We start from the raw sequence: 19,050 nt of genomic DNA, 5'->3' as shown, positions 1-19,050 counted from the left end.
TCCGGGAGGTTCGATTCGTGGTTTGCAACAGCAGCGCGAGAGGGCCGGCCCCGGTCCTCGTCCTCACCGGCCCACGCCGCTGAAGACACGAGAACCGACCGGCCCACTTGAACTGGTTTGTGCGGGCGCCGCACAAACGTAGGAGCCCACGTGACCACACGCACCTACGTCCTCGACACCTCCGTCCTGCTTTCTGATCCCTGGGCGGTCACGCGTTTCGCCGAACACCATGTGGTTCTTCCGCTGGTGGTCATCGGCGAACTCGAGGGCAAACGTCACCACCACGAGCTCGGCTGGTTCGCACGTGAGGCCTTGCGGCTCCTCGACGACCTCCGCCTCGAACACGGCCGCCTCGACGTCCCGTTCCCGATCGGCGAGGCGGGCGGCACACTTCAGGTGGAGCTCAATCACACCGATCCCGCCGTCCTGCCGTCGGGATTCCGCACCGAGACAAACGATTCGCGGATTCTGGCGTGCGCACTGAATCTTCGGGCCGAGGGCAAGCACGTCACGCTGGTCTCCAAGGACACCCCGCTGCGCGTCAAGGCCGGCGCCGTCGGACTCGACGCCGACGAGTACCACGCCCAGGATGTGGTGGTCTCGGGATGGTCGGGGATGACCGAACTCGAGGTCGAGTCGCCGGCGATCGACACCCTGTTCGCCGAGGGTGTCGTGGATATCGACGAGGCCCGAGAACTGCCGTGCCACACCGGCGTTCGGCTGGTCGGCCACGGATCGTCGAGCGCTCTCGGCCGGGTGAACGAGGCCAAGCAGATCCAGCTCGTCCGCGGTGACCGGGAAGCCTTTGGGCTGCATGGTCGTTCGGCCGAACAGCGGGTCGCCCTCGACCTGCTGCTCGACGACAGCGTCGGCATCGTCTCGCTCGGCGGTAAGGCCGGCACCGGAAAGTCGGCACTGGCACTGTGCGCCGGGCTCGAGGCCGTCCTCGAACGCCGCACCCAGCGTAAGGTCGTCGTCTTCCGTCCGCTGTATGCCGTTGGCGGACAACAGCTCGGCTACCTGCCCGGTGGCGAGGCGGAGAAGATGGGTCCGTGGGCGCAGGCCGTCTTCGACACCCTCGAAGGCCTGGCGTCGACCGAGGTCATTGAAGAGGTGCTCTCCCGTGGCATGCTGGAAGTGTTGCCGCTCACCCACATTCGTGGACGGTCGTTGCACGATTCGTTCGTCATCGTCGACGAGGCGCAGTCGCTGGAACGCAACGTGCTGCTGACGGTGCTCTCCCGCCTCGGCTCCGGATCACGCGTCGTACTGACCCACGACGTCGCCCAGCGTGACAACCTGCGCGTCGGCCGGCATGACGGTGTCGCCGCCGTCATCGAGAAGCTCAAGGGCCATCCGCTCTTCGCCCACATCACCCTCACCCGCAGCGAGCGGTCGCCGATCGCCGCACTGGTGACCGAGGTGCTCGAGGAGTTCGCGCCGGGCGCCGCATACTGACGTCCCGCACCGACCGAGCCATCCTCGACTCCATGGGATGGCTCGGTCGGTGCGTTGATGGCGGTCTCACGCCCGCCCGGACACCCGATCCGCCAGGCGCGCAACGAGATCGTTCGTCGGTGAGGCGCTCGCGAGCTCTCTGCGATCGGCGCCGCGGTAGGCGGCATACATGGTTGCGACACCGAGCCAGCGCAACGGTTCGGGTTCCCACCGTCGCGTATGGTGACCCACCCACGGCAGCGTGGTCAGCTCCGTCCGATCACCGACGACGAGGTCACGCAGGGTGCGTCCGGCGACATTGGTGGTGGTCAGTCCCGAACCGACATATCCACTGGCCGAGCCGATCCCGGTGATCGGGTCGTAGCCGATCGTCGCCGACCAGTCCCGGTTCACCCCGAGCACCCCGCACCACGCGTGGGCGATCGCCACGTCGCGGGTGGCCGGGAACATCTCGTGCAGCGCGCGGATCAGCGAATCGACCGTGCGCTGCTGGGTGCGCCCGTGATCGTCGACGCCGGAGCCGAATCGATACGGGACGCCCCGGCCGCCCAACGCGATCCGGCCGTCGGCGGTGCGCTGGGAGTAGGTGTAGGCGTGCGCCGTCTCGCCCAGCAATTCTTCCCCGGCCCAACCGATCTCGTCCCAGACGTGTTCGGGCAGCGGCTCGGTGACGATCATCGACGAGTTCATCGGCAGCAGCCGACGCCGCCACCCGGGCATGGTGGGTGTGAAACCCTCGAGACACACCAGGATGGTCTCGGCGGTGACGGTGCCGTGATCGGTGGACACCCGGCGTGGCGCGATGTCGAGCACGCGCGTGTTCTCGAAGATCGCCACGCCGGAGCGTTCGACCGCCGCGGTCACTCCGACGGTGAGTTTGGCGGGATTCACCCGCGCACACTGCGTCGAGAACATGGCGGCGCGGGCACCGGGGATGGCCAGGCGGTCGCGCAGTGCCGCCGCGTCGAGGAGATCCCACTGCCCGCCGAAACGCTGCTCGTGCTCGAGGTCGTCGCCGAGCCTGCGCTCCTGGGCGGCGCACCGCGCGATGTGCAGCACACCGGACTTCACCGCGTCGCAGTCGATGCCCTCCTCCTCGATGCGGGCGAGGACCTCGTCGACGCCGGCGCGCATCGTCGCGGTGAGCCGACGGTTCGCGTCGAGGCCGTCGCGGCCCCTCGACTCGGCGATCGCGGCGTAGCGCGCGCGATTGCCCGCCACCTCGGCCGACAACCAGCCACCATTGCGTCCGGACGCACCGAAGCCGCAGAACTCGCGTTCGAGGAGGGCGATCCGGGCGTCGGGCAGCGTGCGGGCCAGGTAGTAGGCCGACCAGAGCCCGGTGAGCCCGCCGCCGACGATCGCGATGTCGACATCGAGATTCCCGGGCAGGGTCGATCGGCGGGGGAGTTCGTCGAGGGTGGTGTGCCAGAAGGACACGTCGCCGTTGCGCATATCCATCACCGTATTCGAGCGAATGTTGCGAGCACATTAATAATCAGTCGCCGATGTGGCATGCTGCCACGAAATCCGTGACGATCATCGAGTCAGACTGATGATTACGCCAGTTCGACCGCAAGGGCGGTATCGGATCGGATGCACGACAGGAAGGACCCGGTCCGCCCGTGTCACGAGCTCTCCCGGACACCGTATTCCACTCGGGACCGGTCTTCGACGGTCGCCGCGTGTACCCCGACCTGGCCGTCGGGGTGCGCGACGGACGGGTGATCGCCCTGGGTGACGTGCGGCGAGTGCGCGAGGTCATTCCCGACGCGGCAGACATCGACCTGGCCGGGCGACTCCTGCATCCCGGCTTCACCGACGCCCATATCCATGCACTCTCGGCGGGGATCGACCGCAACGCCTGCGACCTGACCGACGCCGTCGACGCCTCGAGTGCCGTCGCGACGGTCGCCGCCTACGCCGCCGGTCATGACGGCGAATGGATCGCCGGATCGGGGTGGTCGATGAGCCATTTCGACCGCGGGTGCCCGACGGCCGCGGCACTGGATGCGGTGGTGCCCGACCGCCCTGCCTTTCTGCTGAACCGCGACCACCACGGCGCATGGGTCAACTCCCGTGCCCTGCACCTGGCCGGAATCGATGCGGACACCCCGGACCCGCCCGACGGCCGGATCGAACGAGATACCGCCGGCACTCCCACCGGCACCCTGCACGAGGGTGCAATGGATCTGGTGTCGGCGCTGATCCCGCCACCCGGCGACGCCGAGCAGGCGGCGGGGCTGACGACCGCCCAGCGCTATCTGCATTCTCTGGGCGTCACCGGCTGGCAGGAGGCCATCGTCGGTGACTACCCGGGGATGACCGACCTCGCACGCACCTATGCGGCGGCCGAGGACGCGGGACGGCTCACCGGGCGCGTCGTCGGAGCATCCTGGCTGCCGCGAGGCACGACCGTCGGCGACGTCGACGATGTGGTCGCCGAGTTCGTCAACCGCCGCGACCGCACGGCCGGGCGCCGCTGGAGCATGCCGGCGGTGAAGATCATGGTCGACGGGGTCGTCGAGAACCAGACGGCCCTGTTGTCGGCACCGTACTGCACCTGCGGCGGCGGAGATCCGGTCGGAGCGGGACTCGCCTACTTCGATGAGAAGGTCCTCACCGCCACCGTAATCGCCTGCGACGCCGCGGGACTTGACATCCACTTCCACGCCATCGGGGACGCCGCGGTCACCGCTGCCCTCGACGCGATGACCGCCGCGCGGCGCGCCAACGGCATCACCACCGGTCGCCACCACATCGCACATGTCCAACTCGTCAGCCCCGACGACATCGAACGCTTCGTCCACCTCGACGTCGCGGTCAACATGCAGGCGCTGTGGGCATGCAACGACGACTCGATGACCGCGCTCGTGCGTCCCGCGATCGGCGCGGACCGCTACCAATGGCACTATCCGTTCGCCTCACTGGCCGCCACCGGCGCGACGATGGTCGCCGGCAGTGACTGGCCGGTGTCGACGCCGGACCCGTGGGCGGCGATCTCGGTGGCGGTCAACCGCGTCGAACCGGACTCCGACGACCCACCACTGCTTCCCGGCGAGGCCCTGGACCTGGCCACCGCACTCGGCGCCTACACCCGCGGTTCCGCCTGGATCAACCGCCGCGACCGCAGCGGCATGATCCGGATCGGCGCCGTCGCCGATCTCGTCGTCGCCGACCGCAATCCGTTCTCCGAGCCCAGTGATCCGCTCTGGCAGACCCGATCCGACCTCGTCGTCGCCGACGGTGTCATCGTCCATGAAAGGCCCGATACATGACCGCACTTCCCGACGCCCCCCACAGCCCGGACACCGTCCCGGCGGACGGCTCCGCACCACGCGGAGCGGTCAGCCTGCGCGGGATCACCAAGGTCTACGACAACGGGCACGTCGCCGTCACCGACATCGACCTCGACGTCGCCGCAGGCGAATTCGTGTCGCTCCTCGGGCCGTCGGGCTGCGGCAAGACGACGCTGCTGCGCATGCTCGCCGGCTTCGAACGACCCACCGCCGGTGACATCCTGCTCGACGGTGCCTCGATCATCGGCGTGCCACCGGAACGGCGGCCGGTGAACACCGTCTTCCAGTCCTACGCCCTATTTCCGCACATGTCGGTGGCCCAGAACGTCGGATTCGGGCTGCGCCAACGCAAGGTCCACAAGAAAGAGATCGGCCGGCGCGTCGCCGACGCACTCGAACTGGTGCAGATGACCCGCTTCGCCGACCGCAAACCGTCGATGCTGTCGGGTGGTCAGCAGCAGCGTGTGGCGCTGGCGCGGGCACTGGCCAACCGGCCCGACGTCCTGCTCCTCGACGAACCGATGAGCGCGCTGGATCGCAAACTCCGCGAAGAGATGCAGATCGAACTCAAACTCCTGCAGAAGGAACTCGGCACCACCTTCATCTTCGTCACCCACGATCAGGAGGAGGCGCTGTCGATGAGCGACCGCATCGTGGTGATGCGCGAAGGTCACATCGCCCAGGTCGGCCAGGGGCAGGAGATCTACGCGGCCCCGGCCAACCGGTTCGTCGCCGACTTCATCGGCAAACAAACCTTTTTTGACGTCACGGGCGGCTACGTGGACGGACGGGTACAGACCACCGACGGTGCGTTCGCCGCCTCCGGCGACGTCGACAACCTCACCGGCGATCTGGTGGTGGCGGTGCGCCCGGAGGCGATCTGGTTCGCCGAGGGCCAGGCCGACATCGACGCGGCCGACAATGTGGTGTCGGGCACGGCCTCCGGGGTGTCCTTCCTCGGTGACCTCACCCAGGTCGTGGTCACCACCGACGCCGGCACCGAGATCCTCGTCCGCGGCGCGACCCGCAACTTCCCGCCGCTGCACGAGGGTCAGCACGTGACCGCGACCTTCGCCGCCGCCGACACCCGGGTGTACGCCAAGTGAAGGGCCGCAATCGATCTCACAGAGAACCGGGCACCGTCAACGCACTCGTCCCGCAGGCGAGTGTGGCCCGGATCAGCCGTCGCAGTTTTCTGGCCGGTATCGGCGTGGCGGCCGCCGGAGTGGCCGTGTCGGCCTGCGGTGGCAGCCACAAGGTCGCCGGGTCGGCGCCGATGGGTGACACCACCGAGGGCCGACTCAACTACTACAGCTGGGGCGACTACGAGGACCCGGCCGATCTGGAGGCCTTCGAGGACGAGGTCGGGCTCACCCTGCAGGTCGACTCCTTCGGCTCCAACGAGGAGATGATCGCCAAACTCGCTGCGGCACGCGGCACCTCGGGATACGACGTGGTAGTGCCGACCGGTGTCTACATTCCGCAGATGGTGGAGCACGGACTACTCGACCCGCTCGACCACTCCCGTATCCCGAACCTGGCGAATCTGGAGGAGCGCTTCTTCAACCCGTCATGGAACCCGCAGTCGAAGTACGGGGCGTGTAAGGACTGGGGCACCACCGGTTTCATGTACCGCAAGGACCTCACCTCCACCACGCCGACCACCTGGCGCGACTTCATCGAACTCGCCCAGGGCCCGGCGCGCGGCAAGGTGAGTGTGCTCGAGGACCCGTGGGAGGTCGTCTCGATTGCCATGGGCGCATTGAACATCGACCCCAACACCACCGAGCGGAAGGACCTCGACGCCGCGCGCGCACTCCTGGTCAACGAGCTCGCGCCGACGGTGCAGGGATACAACTCGTCGATCACCTCGGTGGTCTCCGGCGGTGCCTACACCCTGCTGCAGGCGTGGAACGGCGATGCGCGCCTGACCTTGTCGGAGGAGGACGACCCCGACGCGTGGGGCTTCGTCTATCCGCTGCCCACCGCAAACCTGTTCGTGGACAACTTCTCCATCGTGCGCGGCACCCAACACCCGGTCGCCGCACACGAATTCATCAACTACATGCTCGATCCGGAGGTCTCCTTCCGCGAGATGGAATACATCGGTTACCAGACCGGTGTGAAAGGACTCGCGGAGAAGGGCCGGGCGGCCGACCTCGACTTCCCGGATCTGCTGTTCCCACCCGACGAGGTGGTCAACCGGCTGGTGTCGGCCAACGTCGACTCGGCCACCCAGGAACGGACCGAGATCCTGAACCAGATGCAGGCGAGGAGCGCCCGATGAGTACCACCCTCACGACCCCGGACGGTCCCCGGCGTGCCGTACCGGAGCCCGAGTCGATCCCCACCCCGAAACCCCCGCTGCGGCAGCGGATCTTCGGTGCGGGCGGCCTCACCTTCCCGGCCTGGGCGTATCTGGTCTTCTTCTTCGTGATCCCGCTGGCGTTGGTTATCTGGTACAGCTTCGGCTACAAACCCGATCAGTTCACCACCTACGCCACCGACCAATTGGGTTTCGGCCGCTACTCCGAGGCCTTCGGCGCGGATTACCGTTCGACCTTCGTCAACACCCTCGGCATCGCGGTCACCGGAGTGGTGATCTCGCTGCTGGTGGGCATCCCGTTCGCGTATTGGCTTGCGGTGAAATCGAATCCGCGTCGACGTCCGATCTACCTCGCCCTGATCATCATCCCGTTCTTCACCAACTTCCTGGTCCGCACCATCGGCTGGCAGATCACCCTGGCACCGTCGGGCTGGCTGTCGGGTCTGATGCAGAGCGTCGGCCTCGGCGAACTCGACATCCTCTACACGCGCGCCGCGGTGCAGATCGGTGTCGTCTACAACTACCTGCCGCTGATGGTGTTCCCGCTGTTCGTCGCGATGGACCGGGCCGGGGTGTCGTTGCGTGAGGCCGGGCGCGATCTCGGCGCCAACCGGGTGACCACGTTCTTCCGCATCACCCTGCCACTGGCGTCCCCGGGCATCGTCTCCGGTGCGTTGCTGGTGTTCATCCCGCTGATGGGTGACTACGTCACCCCGTCGGTCCTCGGTGGCGCCAAGGGCACGATGGCCGGTCAGATGATCGCCGCCCAGTTCGAGACCGCCCAGAACTGGGCGCTGGGGTCGGCGATGACGGTGTCGCTCATGCTGGTCGTGCTGGCGTGTGTGGTGATCGTCGGACTGGTCATCAAGGCGATCGCGGTGGCGCTGGATCGGGGACCGTTCGCGGTGACGCTGCCCGCGCCGGCCGGTGACGCCGGCTCGCTGCCGCCGCTGGCCCCGTTGCGGATGACACCGCTACGCACACAGACGGATTGGTACAGCATCTGTCTGAAGGTGTGGGCGGTGTTGGTGTACCTCTTCCTGTTCCTGCCCATCCTGGTGATCGTCGTCTACTCGTTCAACACCGGCCGGGTGCTCAGCTCGTTCGAGGGGTTCGGGCTGAGCGCCTACACCGACGCCATCGGGAATGACACGATCCTGCAGTCGGTGAAGGTGTCCCTCGAGGTCGGGTTGCTCTCGGCGCTGCTCGCCACCGTGCTGGGTTCCTTTGCGGGCATCGCGATCGGGACGTCCCGTCGGCCGCGGTGGTGGTCGGTCGGTCTGCTCGGTCTGCTGACCGTCACGCTGGTGACGCCCGACATCGCCGACGCGGTGGCCTTCCTGCCCTGGTATGTGACGCTCGGTGTGGACTGGAACATCGTGCCGTTCAACAACGGCCTGGTGCGCCTGGTGATCTCGCATGCCGTGGTGTCGATGGTGGTGGTCACCTTCATCGTCCGGGCGCGCATCGCGGCGCTCGATCCGTCGCTGGAGGAGGCCGCCGCCGACCTCTACGCGTCGCCGCTCGCCCGACTCCGGCACGTCATCGCACCGGCCGCCATGCCGGGGGTGTTCGCCGGCATGATGCTGGCCTTCACCTTCAGCCTCGACGACGTGGTGATCTCGTCGTTCGTGCAGCAGCCGGGCTACACCCCGTGGCCGGTGTACATCTTCTCGTCGGTCCGTGTCGCGCTGCGCCCGGAGATCGCGGCGATGTCGACCCTCATGCTGCTCCTCACCCTCGTGGTGCTCGCGTTGTCCGGACTCATCCTGCGGCGATCCGGGGAGGACTCGACGTCGATGGCCAAGATGATCGGGTGAGTACCGGGACTCTCCGAGGGAGCCGCGCCGACGTGAACCAATTCGCTTGAACTTGAAACCGGGTTCAAGTACGGTCGATTCATGGAGATCCAGAACACAGTCGCCATCGTCACCGGAGCGGGCGGCGGTATCGGGGGAGCGATCGCGAAGGCCTTGAGCCGGGCCGGTGCGCGCGTGGTGGTCACCGATCTCGATGCCGACGCGGTCGCGGCCACCGCCGCCGCGATCACGGCCGACGGCGGATCGGCGATCGCGGTTTCCGGGGACGCCGCCAGTGACGCCCACATCGACGAGGCCATCGCCGCCGCCGAGGCGTCGTTCGGCCCGGTCGACATGTACTTTGCCAACGCCGGCATCGGCGGCAAGTCCGGTCTCGACGCCACCGACGCCGACTGGGCCACCGTGATCGACGTCAACCTGATGGCGCACATCCGCGCCGCCCGGCGCCTCGTCCCCGAATGGACCGGGCGGGGCAGCGGCTACTTCGTCAGCACCGCATCGGCCGCGGGCCTGCTGACCCAGCTCGGATCGGCGACGTACTCGGTGACCAAGCACGCCGCGGTCGGTTTCGCCGAGTGGCTCAGCGCCACCTACGGTGACGCCGGTGTCCGGGTGAGCTGCCTGTGCCCGATGGGTGTCGACACCAAACTCCTACGGCCCGACGCCGGCGGCGACGACCCCGGGGAACGCCTCATGCAGCGCGCCGTGGAGACCGCCGGTGCGGTCCTCGACGCCGACGACGTCGCCGACGTCGTACTGGCCGCCATCGTTGCCGAGCACTTCCTGATCCTCCCGCATCCGGAGGTACTGGAGATGTACCGGCACAAGGGATCCGACTATGACCGGTGGCTGCGCGGAATGCGCCGCTTCCAGCAGTCGCTGCTCGCGACCGCCGATTCGTGAGATCGCCGGCCCCACACCTCAACCCTTTTTTCTATCAGGAGGAACAATGACCTTGTTCGAGCCCTCACCGCGCGCCGAGGAGTACCGGCAGAAGCTGCTCGCCTTCATGGACGCCTACGTCTATCCGAACGAGGCGGTCTATGAACAGCAGATGCGCGAGTCGTCGAATCCCCATGCGACACCGGATATTCTGATCGAGCTGAAGCAGAAGGCAAAGGCCGAAGGCCTGTGGAATCTCTGGTTCGCCGGGAGCGGTGCGAGCGGGAACGATCATGACGGCCATCCGCACGCGGAACAGGGGCCGGGGCTGAGCAATCTGGAGTACGCGCACCTCGCCGAGATCATGGGCCGGGTCGGCTGGGCGTCGGAGGTGTTCAACTGCAACGCCCCCGACACCGGGAACATGGAGGTGCTCACCCTCTTCGGCACCGACGAGCACAAGAAGAAGTACCTGCAGCCCCTCCTCGACGGCGAGATCGCATCGGCGTTCGCCATGACCGAGCCCGCGGTGGCGAGCTCGGATGCCACCAACATCGAACTGCAGATGGTCCGCGACGGCGACGAGTACGTACTCAACGGCCGGAAGTGGTTCGCCTCCAACGCCGTTCGCCCGGACTGCAAGGTGCTCATCGTGATGGGCAAGACCGACCCGAGTGCCCCGACGCACCGGCAGCAGTCGATGATGGTCGTGCCATCGGATGCCCCCGGACTCACCATCGTGCGCAACCTGCCGGTCTTCGGCTACGTCGACCGGGAAAGTCACGGCGAGTTGATCTTCGACAGTGTCCGGGTGCCGGCGACCGACGTGCTCAAGGGCGAAGGCGAGGGATTTGCCATCGCGCAGGCACGACTGGGTCCGGGCCGCATCCATCACTGCATGCGGACCATCGGCATGGCCGAACGGGCCCTGGAACTGATGTGCAAGCGCGCCACCGAACGCACCACCTTCGGTCGTCCGATCGCCGACCGTGCCAACATCCAGGATTGGATTGCCGAGGCGCGCATCGACATCGAGATGGTGCGTCTGCTCACGCTCAAGGCCGCCTACATGATGGACACCGTCGGCAACAAGGCCGCGGCCACCGAGATCGCCGCCATCAAGGTCGCCGCACCGAGCATGGCGCTCAAGATCATCGACCGGGCCATCCAGGTGCACGGCGGTGGGGGCGTCACCGACGACTTCCCGCTCGCCATGGCCTACGCGCACATCCGCACCCTGCGTCTGGCCGACGGACCGGACGAGGTGCACAAGCGGGCCATCGCCCGTCGCGAACTCCGCAGCTACCGGGACGCGGCCACGGTGCCCGAGACGGTGGCCGGGGTGTCCGACGACGCGCTCTCGGCGCGGTACTGAGCACCGTCGGGAAGGAATCACAGTGAGTGACGTGAGTGCGCCGGCCTCGGGGCTGGCGGTCATCCCGGAGGTCGACGCCGCCGCCCTGGTCGCCTGGCTCGGTGGCATCGGGGTCGAACCGCAGGGTGAATCGACATGCACGCGAGTCGGTTTCGGCCAGTCGAATCTGACCTACCTGCTCGCCGACGAGGCCGGCGCGAAGTGGGTGCTGCGTCGGCCGCCGGTGGGCAATCTGCTCGCGTCGGCCCATGACGTGGTCCGCGAGGCACGGATACTGTCGGCCTTGTCCACCACCGACGTTCCGGTGCCCGGCATCCTCGGAGTGTGCGACGACGCGGCCGTCGCCCCGGTACCGCTGGTGGTGATGGAGTTCGTCGACGGCGTCGTCCTGGACTCGATGGACAAGGCGACGGCGCTGTCGCCGGCAACGCGGTCCGCCGTCGGCGAGTCGATGGTGGTCACGCTGGCGAAGATCCATGCCGTCGACATCGACACGGTGGGCCTGTCGGATCTGGCCGGTCACAAACCCTATGCCGCACGGCAACTGAAGCGGTGGAGTGCACAGTGGGAGAAGTCGAAGACGCGGGAGGTCCCCGAACTCGACGCGCTGACCGCGCGGCTGTCGGCGAACGTTCCCGAACAACGCGAAACCCGATTGGTGCACGGCGACTTCCATATTCGCAACGTCATGGTCGACCCGGGCGATGGGCACGTCCGCGCGGCACTCGACTGGGAACTGTCCACCCTCGGTGATCCGCTCGCCGACATCGGCAGCACCCTTGCGTACTGGCCGGCACCCGGGGAGGCGCCGCTCAGCGCCGCGCCGGTAGAACTGCTCGACGGCTTCCCGGACCGAGACCGATTGGCGGCCTCCTACCTCGAGCGCACCGGCCGCGACGCCCAGGCCCTGCGATTCTGGCATGCGCTCGGATTGTGGAAGGTGGCCATCATCGCCGAAGGCGTACTCCGGCGCGCGCAGGACAATCCCGGTAACCGCGCCGCGGCAGGTGTACCGACCACGGCGGTGATCGACGGACTCGTCGCCAAGGCGACAACGGTCGCCGACGCCGCCGGGCTGTGACGACACCGGCTGTCACGACACCGGCTGCGACGACATCGGCTGTGACGACACGGGCAGACCTGGATGAGAAGGGACGGTCATGAATGTGAATTCGGCCTCGGGCCTGAGATGATGACGTCATGACCGCACGCGAGACCACTGATCGCGATCCGCTGCCGCCGCTGGCGGTGACGCAGGCCGACAAGGCACCGCCCGTCACCGCCCGCGGTGAGCGGACCCGGTCGGCGCTGATCGCGGCGGCCCGCCGGATCTTTGAACGCGACGGCTTCTCGGATGCGCGGCTGACCGACATCACCGCCGAGGCGAAGTGTTCGACCGGCACCTTCTACACCTACTTCGACAGCAAGGAAGAGATCCTCGACGCGGTGCTGGCCCTTGCACACGAGGACATGCTGCATCCAGGCTATCCGCACGTCGAGCCGGGACAGCAGGACGATCCGATCGCGGTTCTCGAGGCGGCCAACCGCGCCTACTTCGAGGCGTACAAGCGCAATGCGAAACTGCGGCTGGTGCTCGAGCAGGTGTCGGCCAACATTCCCGAGTTCCGCGAGAAGCGCCGTGCGCGTGGACAGGTCTTCGCCCTGCGCAATGCACGGCACGTCGCCGAACTCCAGGAGCGCGGCCTGGCCGACCCCGACCTCGATCCGCTCGCGGCGGCAAGTGCGCTCTCGGGCATGGTTTCTCGAATGGCCTATCAGGCGTTCGCCGTCGGAGTCGACCCGGACACGGGCGGTCCGGACACGGGCGGCGCCGACATGGATCAGCTCGTATTCACCGCAACCCGGCTGTGGGCCAATGCGATCGGGCTGAATCATCCCGACACGCGGTGATCATCGGACGGGGCGCACACCCATCAGTGTCGCCAGTTGTTGCGCCAGCGGAGTGAGGTTGAGCTTGTCCGGGTCCTTCTTGGGGGTGGCATCCCACGGCTGTGCGGTGTCGGGATCGGCGTAGACGGTGCGGGCGGCGCCTCGCACTCCCGTCGGATTGCCCAGCGGCACATCGCAATGGGCATCGGTGTTGAACGGGAAATCGTCGTAGCGGATGTCGAACTGCGGGTTCTTGCGTGTCAACTCGTCGATCATCCGCTGCGTGCTCTCGTATCCCCGGGTGCATGCCGGCGGATTGTTGGTCTCGAGCACGATGCCGAAGTGGATCTGACCATCCCCGGGGGCAGGGGAGTGGGCACCGCCGGACAACAGCGACAGCAGTGAAAAGGTGGTCGCCGTGGTGTAGGTGGCCGGTTCGATGGTGCCTGCGGTGTCGGCGAGCTGACGGACCACGGTCGCGAGGTCATCACCGTTGTTCTGCACGAGGGCAGAGATCTCGGTGGCCGAGGCCGAACCGGTCGTCAACAGTCGCCGCAGGTCGGGATCGGCGGTCGCCAGGGTCGCGGTGACGACGTCGAGTCCGCGTGACCACGTGAGAATCGCGTCGGCCTGATCCTCCTGGGTGGCCAGCGCGACGTCGGCGTCACGGATCAGCCCGATGGTCTGCGGCAGATTGTCGGCACCGGCGGCGGCCAGCGCCGACAGCGAATCGACCAGTCGCGGGAGGTTCTCGTGTTGCCCGGCGAAGGCCGTACCCAGCTCGGTGATCACGGTGTGCAGGTCATCGAGCGGGATCGACGAGGTGAGATCGATCGCCGACGACACCACATCCTCGAGGCGAGGCGGTACCGACGATCGCGTGACCGACGCCCCATCGGTGAGATATTCGCCGTCGATCGCGGCGGGTTGCAGATCGATGTACTGCTCGCCGATGGCCGAACGGTTGGCCACCAACGCCACCGACGATGCGGGGACCTGTGGGGCCGAGGAGTCGAGGATCATCTCCACGTCGACGCCGTCGGCGGTCAACCGCAGGTCACCCACCCGCCCGACCGGTACGCCGAGGTAGGTCACCTCGGCGTTGGTGAAGATGCCACCGGAGTCCGGGAGCGACGCGGTGACGGTGTAGACCCCGATGCCGGCCAGTCGATTGAGATGCACATACCGGATTCCGGCGAACACGCTCACGGCGAGCCCGATGATGAGAATCGCCGCAATCTGGAGGCGCGCAAGACGACTGAGAGGTGGCATGTGCCGCGGGGACCCGACCCTTCCTGTCCCCGACCGGGACTCGGTAACCCTACTCGTCGGTCAGTTCGGTGGGGAAGGGCTCGGTGATGTGGCCGCGCACCGACTCGCACAGTAGCGGCGGCCACACTCACCGATCGCTGTGGCGCGTCACCTCACCGTGGCGCTCAGGGGATCCCGGTCGATGGCCCGTTTCAGGATCTTGCCGGTCGCGCCCTTCGGCAGCGCGTCCACACAGTGGATGATCCGCGGCACCTTGTACGCCGACAGCCGTTCCTTGGCCCAGGAACGCAACGCCTCGATGTCGATCTCGGTGCCCGGACGCGGCGCGATCACCGCCGCGATCTCCTCGCCGTAATGATCGTCGGGAACGCCGATCACGGCCACCTCGACGATATCCGGGTGTTCGTAGAGCACCTCCTCGACCTCGCGGGGATAGACGTTGTACCCACCCCGGATGATCAGGTCCTTGGCGCGGTCGACGATTCGGACGTCGCCGTCGGCGTCCATCGATCCGAGATCGCCGGTCTTGAGCCAGCCGTCGACGAGGTCGGCCGCGGTGGCCTCGGGTCGGTTCCAGTAGCCGGTCATCACGGTCGGGCCGGAGATGACGATCTCACCGACCTGGCCGTCGGGCACCACCCGGCCCTCGGGGTCGCGCACCTCGATGCGGAATCCGGGTAGGGCGGTACCGACCGTGCCGACCTTGGCCGGTCCGTCCAGGTTGCGGAACGTTGCGGTACCCGCGGTCTCGGTGAGTCCGTAACCCTCGAGGATGGAACAACCGAAGCGCTCCTCGAAGGCGCGGATCACCTCGCCGGGCAACGACGCTCCACCCGAGCAGGCGAGCCGCAGATGCGTGAAGTCGTCCGGGCGGTAGCCGGTGGTGACGTGCAGCATGGCATTCCACATCGTCGGCACCCCGCACGCGATGGTGATCTGCTCGTCGCGCAGGCGATCCATGAACTCGCGCGGCGAGAACGGGCTCAGCAGCGACAGAGTGCCGCCCCAGGTGAGTGCGCCGTGCATGACGACCACCTGACCGAAGCAGTGGAACAGTGGGAGGGCGGTGGCCCAGCGTTCCTGTTCGCCCAGTCGCAGGGCGGGGCGGAAGGCCTGTGGTGCGGCATCGACGTTCGCGACACTGAGCTGCGCACCCTTGGGTCGGCCGGTGGTGCCGGAGGTGTAGAGGATGACCGCCGTGCTGTTGTCATCCCGGTCCACATAGGTGCTCACCCGGTCGGTGTCGGTGTCGGTGTTCTCACAGGGTTCGACCACGACGAGCGGCAGGCCAGCCGAGTCGGCGACCCGGCGGGCGGCGTCGGCGCAGTCCTGCCACGCCACGATCATCGAGGTCCCGGAATCGGTTGTCACATACTCGATCTCGGGTGCCGTGGACATCACATTCACGGTGATGACGGTGGCGCCGACGGTGTGCAGGGCATAGTAGGTGATGGCGAACTCCGGGATCGTCGGAGCGATGAGCAGGACGCGGTCGCCGGGGGTGACGCCTCTGCTTCGGAAATCGGCTGCTGCACACGCGATGTGATCGACCAGTTCGGCGTAGGTGAGGGTGCGTGCCCCGCTGCGCACCGCGATGCGGTCGGGGTGGTGCTCGGCGCCGCGCCACAGTGCGGCAACGGGGTTGGCCATCAGTGCTCTCCTTCTCGAGGGTGTGGCCGGTGAGACCGTGCGGCAACGGGGTTGGCCATCAGGGATGTTCCTTCATCGGGTGGGGTCGGGGAGTGGGTGATCGCGTGGCTCATTCGAAGTAGCGGCGTGGGACGTCGACGAGCATGGTGGTGATCTGTTCGTCGGTGACACCGCGTTCGCGCAATGCCGGTAGCACGTCCTCACTGATGTGCCGGAAGTTCCACTTGGGCACCACTTTCCGCTTGTCCTCCGGGTCGAACCAGTCGATGAAGCAGGATGCGTCGTGGGCGAGGCCGATGCGGTCGGCGTAGCCGCGCTTGACGAGCTCGACGATGGTGTTGATGCGGTCGTCGAAGGGCAGCAGGACGTCGAGGCCGAACCGGTCCATCCCGAGAATCGACCCGGCGTCGGCGATCTTCATCAGATAGTCGAGGTCGGTGCTGTCGCCGGAGTGGCCGATGACCACCTTGGTGAGGTCGGCGCCCTCCTCGGCGAGGACGCGTTGGGCGACCAGGCCCGACTCGGTGTGCGGGTTGGTGTGCACGGTGATCGGCGCACCGGTCTGCACACTGGCCTGCCCGACGGCCCGCATGACGCGTTCGACGCCGGGCGTCAGGCCGGGTTCCTCGATGGCGCATTTCAGGAAGGCGGCGCGGACGCCGGTGTCGGCGATTCCCTTGGTCAGGTCGGTGACGAAGTAGGTGACCAGCGGCTCGTCGACGTCGAAAAGCAGGCCCGGGCCGGTGTAGTGGAACTGGAACGGGACGTCGTTGTAGGTGTAGACGCCGGTGGCGACGACGATGTTGAGGTCGATCTGTTCGGCGATGCGCTGGATGCGGGGGATGTAGCGGCCGAGGCCGAGCACGGTCGGATCGAAGATCGTGTCGATGCCGAGGGACTTGAGTTCGGTGAGGTCACGCACGGCCTCGGCGATCTTCTGCTCCTCGTCCCAGTCGTACTGGTAGTTCTCGCGGAACTCCTCACCGAGCACGAAGACGTGTTCGTGGATCAGCGTGCGGCCGAGATCGGCCGAGTCGATGGTGCCGGTGACGGTGTTGACGGCGGACATGCGCTTCCCTTCGCTGCGAGCGGTATCCCCGCGACGTCCGAACGTGGTCTGCGTCACGGTCAGGCCAGCGTAATTGAGTGTGAGTTCAAGTTCAAGGGCATGGGTGATCGGATTCATGCCGCACCGTGACCATCGCGAGACTCAACGCCTCTTGCCTTTTGTCACACTGGTGTGGTGCAGAAGTTACTGATGAGGCGAATGAGGTTTTTGGGACTACTGGTGATTGCGCTGTTCGCCGCGCTCGCCGGTGGAGCCGGCCACGCGGTCGCCGCACCGGAAACCACGACACCCACGACGACGCCGGGTGCCGGTGCCACGCTGCCCGGGGGGATCAGCATTCCGCAGACCGGTATCCCCGAGGTCGACGGGATTCTGAACACGTTGTCGGGTAGTGGTTCCGGCGACGGCGCGACCTCCGGTGACACCAGCCAGATGATCGTGGTCACCGCTCCGAATGCGAGCGACGAGACCGGCACACTCACCGCGTTCGAGAAGGATGCGAGCGGAACGTGGAAGCCGGTCTTCGGGCCGACGAAGGCCTACCTCGGCGAACTCGGAATGGGTCAGGCGGCCGACAATGTCTACCGGACGCCGGAGGGCACCTTCGCCCTGGATCAGGCCTTCGGGCGACTGGCCAACCCGGGCACCAAAATGCCGTACTTCAAGACCGACACCCAGGACTGGTGGGACTCGGACATGAAGTCGCCGACCTACAACACCCACGTACGCCAGGTGCAGAGCCCCGGCGGTGACAGTGAGAACCTGTACAACTCCGGCGCGGCCTACGACTACGCGGTGAACATCGCGTCCAACCCGCAGCGTATCCCGGGCAAGGCGTCGGCGATCTTCCTGCACGCCAGCACCGGCGAACCGACGATGGGATGTGTGGCCATCGACAAGGAGGTGCTGCGCAACATCCTCGTCTGGCTCGACCCGGCCAAACGTCCCAAGATCACCATCGGCGTGAACCAGGGAGCACCGACCGGCACCGCGCCCGCGGTGACCACGCCGGGTACGACGACTCCGGGTACGACCACTCCGGGAACGACGACTCCGGGTACCACCACCCCCGGTACCAGTGACCTCGGCTCGAATGCGTTGACCCAGTTGCTCGGTCAGCTCGTCGGACTGCTGCCGGCGCTGCTGGGAGCGGGTGGATAACGCACACAGACTCATCGGTGACGAGGTGACGCCGTCGATCGTGATGATCGGCGGCGTCGCTGCGTGTATCGCACTGTGTCACAACAGCTTCGCTGCGAATCCCACCGCGCGGCGGCCGTCGTAGTCCGGTCGGGCGGCGGTCATCTGATCGACCTGTGCGCGGGCCTGCTCGGCGACCGGCGTGTCGGGATCGAGGACTTCCAGATAGACGCGGTGGGCCGCCAGAGCCCGGATCGCGGAGTCGATGTCGGTAGCGCTCACCGGGACGGCGTGCGTGGCATCAGGTCCGTTCTCGAACAACCACCGCGGTCGATCGGCCTGCTCCAACGCCGAGAATGCCTCGCGGACCGCGGCCGAGAACTCGATGTGGTCGGGCTGATTGGGTGCATCGGGGGCCCAGTGCGTGCCGCCGTAGAGCGACACGATGAGGTCGGGACGAATACGGCGGATGGCGTCGGCGATGGTCGCGCGCAGGGTCGCGCTGTTGCGGATGTCGCTGTCGGGGTACCCCCAGAATTCGACCTCGTCGACCCCGACGATCGCCGCCGAGATTCGTTGTTCATTCTCGCGGAGCGGGCCGGCCTCGGCGGGATCCATTCCGGCGATCCCCTTTTCGCCGCTCGAGGCGAGCGCGTAGACGACGTGCTTGCCCTCGTCGGTCCATCGGCGTACGGCGGCGGCGATCCCGTACTCGGGGTCGTCGGGATGGGCGACGAGCACCAGTGCGGTGTGCCAGTCCTCGGGAAAATCGGAGAGGGTGGACATGGACCGACCTTACAGCGGGCCACCCACCGTGATGCCCCCGATGAGCGATGCCCCCGATGAGGAGCACCGCCACGAAAACCGCT

The 19,050-nt window shown here is 67.2% G+C and carries 15 protein-coding genes; 10 read left to right on the top strand and 5 right to left on the bottom strand.

Annotated features, from left to right (window positions below; genetic code table 11):
* Positions 1-150 precede the first annotated feature (150 nt).
* Complete coding sequence (locus ACWETB_RS10270; RefSeq protein WP_348802710.1) at positions 151-1,458, top strand: PhoH family protein; 1,308 nt, start codon at positions 151-153, stop codon at positions 1,456-1,458.
* A gap of 66 nt (positions 1,459-1,524) precedes the next feature.
* Here ACWETB_RS10270 and ACWETB_RS10265 read toward each other — a convergent pair whose 3' ends face one another.
* Positions 1,525-2,913 (bottom strand): NAD(P)/FAD-dependent oxidoreductase, encoded by a 1,389-nt coding sequence (locus ACWETB_RS10265; RefSeq protein ID WP_449743610.1) that lies wholly within the window; start codon positions 2,911-2,913, stop codon positions 1,525-1,527.
* Between the two features lie 170 nt (positions 2,914-3,083).
* Here ACWETB_RS10265 and ACWETB_RS10260 point away from each other — a divergent pair, with 170 nt between their 5' ends.
* From ACWETB_RS10260 to ACWETB_RS10225, 8 genes are all read left to right on the top strand, one after another.
* Entirely contained in the window at positions 3,084-4,736 is a 1,653-nt protein-coding gene (locus tag ACWETB_RS10260) for an amidohydrolase (RefSeq protein WP_452210936.1), read from the top strand.
* Positions 4,733-5,863, top strand: a complete 1,131-nt coding sequence (locus ACWETB_RS10255) for an ABC transporter ATP-binding protein (RefSeq protein ID WP_449743612.1) — start codon at positions 4,733-4,735, stop codon at positions 5,861-5,863. The genes ACWETB_RS10260 and ACWETB_RS10255 overlap by 4 nt, the downstream gene beginning before the upstream one ends.
* A gap of 62 nt (positions 5,864-5,925) precedes the next feature.
* A complete protein-coding gene (locus ACWETB_RS10250; RefSeq protein WP_449743613.1) occupies positions 5,926-7,044 on the top strand; it encodes a polyamine ABC transporter substrate-binding protein in 1,119 nt (372 codons plus the stop codon).
* Positions 7,041-8,903: an ABC transporter permease subunit gene (locus ACWETB_RS10245; RefSeq protein WP_452210934.1), complete on the top strand. Its 1,863-nt coding sequence runs from the start codon at positions 7,041-7,043 to the stop codon at positions 8,901-8,903. The genes ACWETB_RS10250 and ACWETB_RS10245 overlap by 4 nt, the downstream gene beginning before the upstream one ends.
* Before the next feature lie 81 nt (positions 8,904-8,984).
* The gene (locus ACWETB_RS10240; protein ID WP_449743615.1) at positions 8,985-9,806 is read left to right on the top strand and encodes an SDR family oxidoreductase; all 822 of its coding nucleotides are present in this window, start codon (positions 8,985-8,987) and stop codon (positions 9,804-9,806) included.
* 46 nt (positions 9,807-9,852) lie between these two features.
* Entirely contained in the window at positions 9,853-11,160 is a 1,308-nt protein-coding gene (locus ACWETB_RS10235) for an acyl-CoA dehydrogenase family protein (protein ID WP_348808588.1), read from the top strand.
* A 31-nt stretch (positions 11,161-11,191) separates the two neighbouring features.
* Positions 11,192-12,241, top strand: coding sequence for a phosphotransferase family protein (locus ACWETB_RS10230; RefSeq protein WP_425476171.1), 1,050 nt, complete (start codon positions 11,192-11,194; stop codon positions 12,239-12,241).
* A 119-nt stretch (positions 12,242-12,360) separates the two neighbouring features.
* Positions 12,361-13,071 carry a TetR/AcrR family transcriptional regulator gene (locus ACWETB_RS10225; RefSeq protein WP_348808586.1) on the top strand — a complete coding sequence of 237 codons (711 nt, stop codon included), beginning with the start codon at positions 12,361-12,363 and terminating at the stop codon, positions 13,069-13,071.
* On the opposite strand, the gene ACWETB_RS10220 is transcribed toward ACWETB_RS10225, so the two are convergent.
* The 3 genes from ACWETB_RS10220 to ACWETB_RS10210 all read right to left on the bottom strand — a co-directional run bounded on the left by ACWETB_RS10220 (position 13,072) and on the right by ACWETB_RS10210 (position 17,041).
* Positions 13,072-14,322: an MCE family protein gene (locus tag ACWETB_RS10220; protein ID WP_449743616.1), complete on the bottom strand. Its 1,251-nt coding sequence runs from the start codon at positions 14,320-14,322 to the stop codon at positions 13,072-13,074.
* A 147-nt stretch (positions 14,323-14,469) separates the two neighbouring features.
* Positions 14,470-15,972, bottom strand: coding sequence for a class I adenylate-forming enzyme family protein (locus ACWETB_RS10215; protein ID WP_348808585.1), 1,503 nt, complete (start codon positions 15,970-15,972; stop codon positions 14,470-14,472).
* Between the two features lie 109 nt (positions 15,973-16,081).
* Positions 16,082-17,041, bottom strand: a complete 960-nt coding sequence (locus tag ACWETB_RS10210; RefSeq protein ID WP_348802697.1) for a phosphotriesterase family protein — start codon at positions 17,039-17,041, stop codon at positions 16,082-16,084.
* Between the two features lie 198 nt (positions 17,042-17,239).
* Between ACWETB_RS10210 and ACWETB_RS10205 the strand changes: the two genes are divergently transcribed.
* Positions 17,240-18,202, top strand: coding sequence for a L,D-transpeptidase family protein (locus ACWETB_RS10205; protein ID WP_348802696.1), 963 nt, complete (start codon positions 17,240-17,242; stop codon positions 18,200-18,202).
* 78 nt (positions 18,203-18,280) lie between these two features.
* Here the strand turns inward: ACWETB_RS10205 and ACWETB_RS10200 are convergent, their stop codons facing one another.
* Positions 18,281-18,967: a PIG-L deacetylase family protein gene (locus ACWETB_RS10200; protein WP_348802695.1), complete on the bottom strand. Its 687-nt coding sequence runs from the start codon at positions 18,965-18,967 to the stop codon at positions 18,281-18,283.
* Positions 18,968-19,050 lie beyond the last annotated feature (83 nt).

Source organism: Gordonia sp. NPDC003950 (genome assembly GCF_053605205.1).
The sequence above is the reverse complement of the archived record's forward strand: the minus strand, read 5'-3'. Positions and strand labels throughout refer to the sequence as shown.

What these genes read in the sequence shown, in the direction of transcription:
- ACWETB_RS10255 (WP_449743612.1), top strand. Translation starts at nt 4,733, where the DNA reads ATGACCGCACTTCCCGACGCCCCCCACAGCCCGGACACCGTCCCGGCG.
- ACWETB_RS10200 (WP_348802695.1), bottom strand. Translation starts at nt 18,967, where the DNA reads ATGTCCACCCTCTCCGATTTTCCCGAGGACTGGCACACCGCACTGGTG.
- ACWETB_RS10235 (WP_348808588.1), top strand. Translation starts at nt 9,853, where the DNA reads ATGACCTTGTTCGAGCCCTCACCGCGCGCCGAGGAGTACCGGCAGAAG.
- ACWETB_RS10220 (WP_449743616.1), bottom strand. Translation starts at nt 14,322, where the DNA reads ATGCCACCTCTCAGTCGTCTTGCGCGCCTCCAGATTGCGGCGATTCTC.
- ACWETB_RS10210 (WP_348802697.1), bottom strand. Translation starts at nt 17,041, where the DNA reads ATGTCCGCCGTCAACACCGTCACCGGCACCATCGACTCGGCCGATCTC.
- ACWETB_RS10240 (WP_449743615.1), top strand. Translation starts at nt 8,985, where the DNA reads ATGGAGATCCAGAACACAGTCGCCATCGTCACCGGAGCGGGCGGCGGT.
- ACWETB_RS10225 (WP_348808586.1), top strand. Translation starts at nt 12,361, where the DNA reads ATGACCGCACGCGAGACCACTGATCGCGATCCGCTGCCGCCGCTGGCG.
- ACWETB_RS10215 (WP_348808585.1), bottom strand. Translation starts at nt 15,972, where the DNA reads ATGGCCAACCCCGTTGCCGCACTGTGGCGCGGCGCCGAGCACCACCCC.
- ACWETB_RS10245 (WP_452210934.1), top strand. Translation starts at nt 7,041, where the DNA reads ATGAGTACCACCCTCACGACCCCGGACGGTCCCCGGCGTGCCGTACCG.
- ACWETB_RS10265 (WP_449743610.1), bottom strand. Translation starts at nt 2,913, where the DNA reads ATGCGCAACGGCGACGTGTCCTTCTGGCACACCACCCTCGACGAACTC.
- ACWETB_RS10205 (WP_348802696.1), top strand. Translation starts at nt 17,240, where the DNA reads ATGAGGTTTTTGGGACTACTGGTGATTGCGCTGTTCGCCGCGCTCGCC.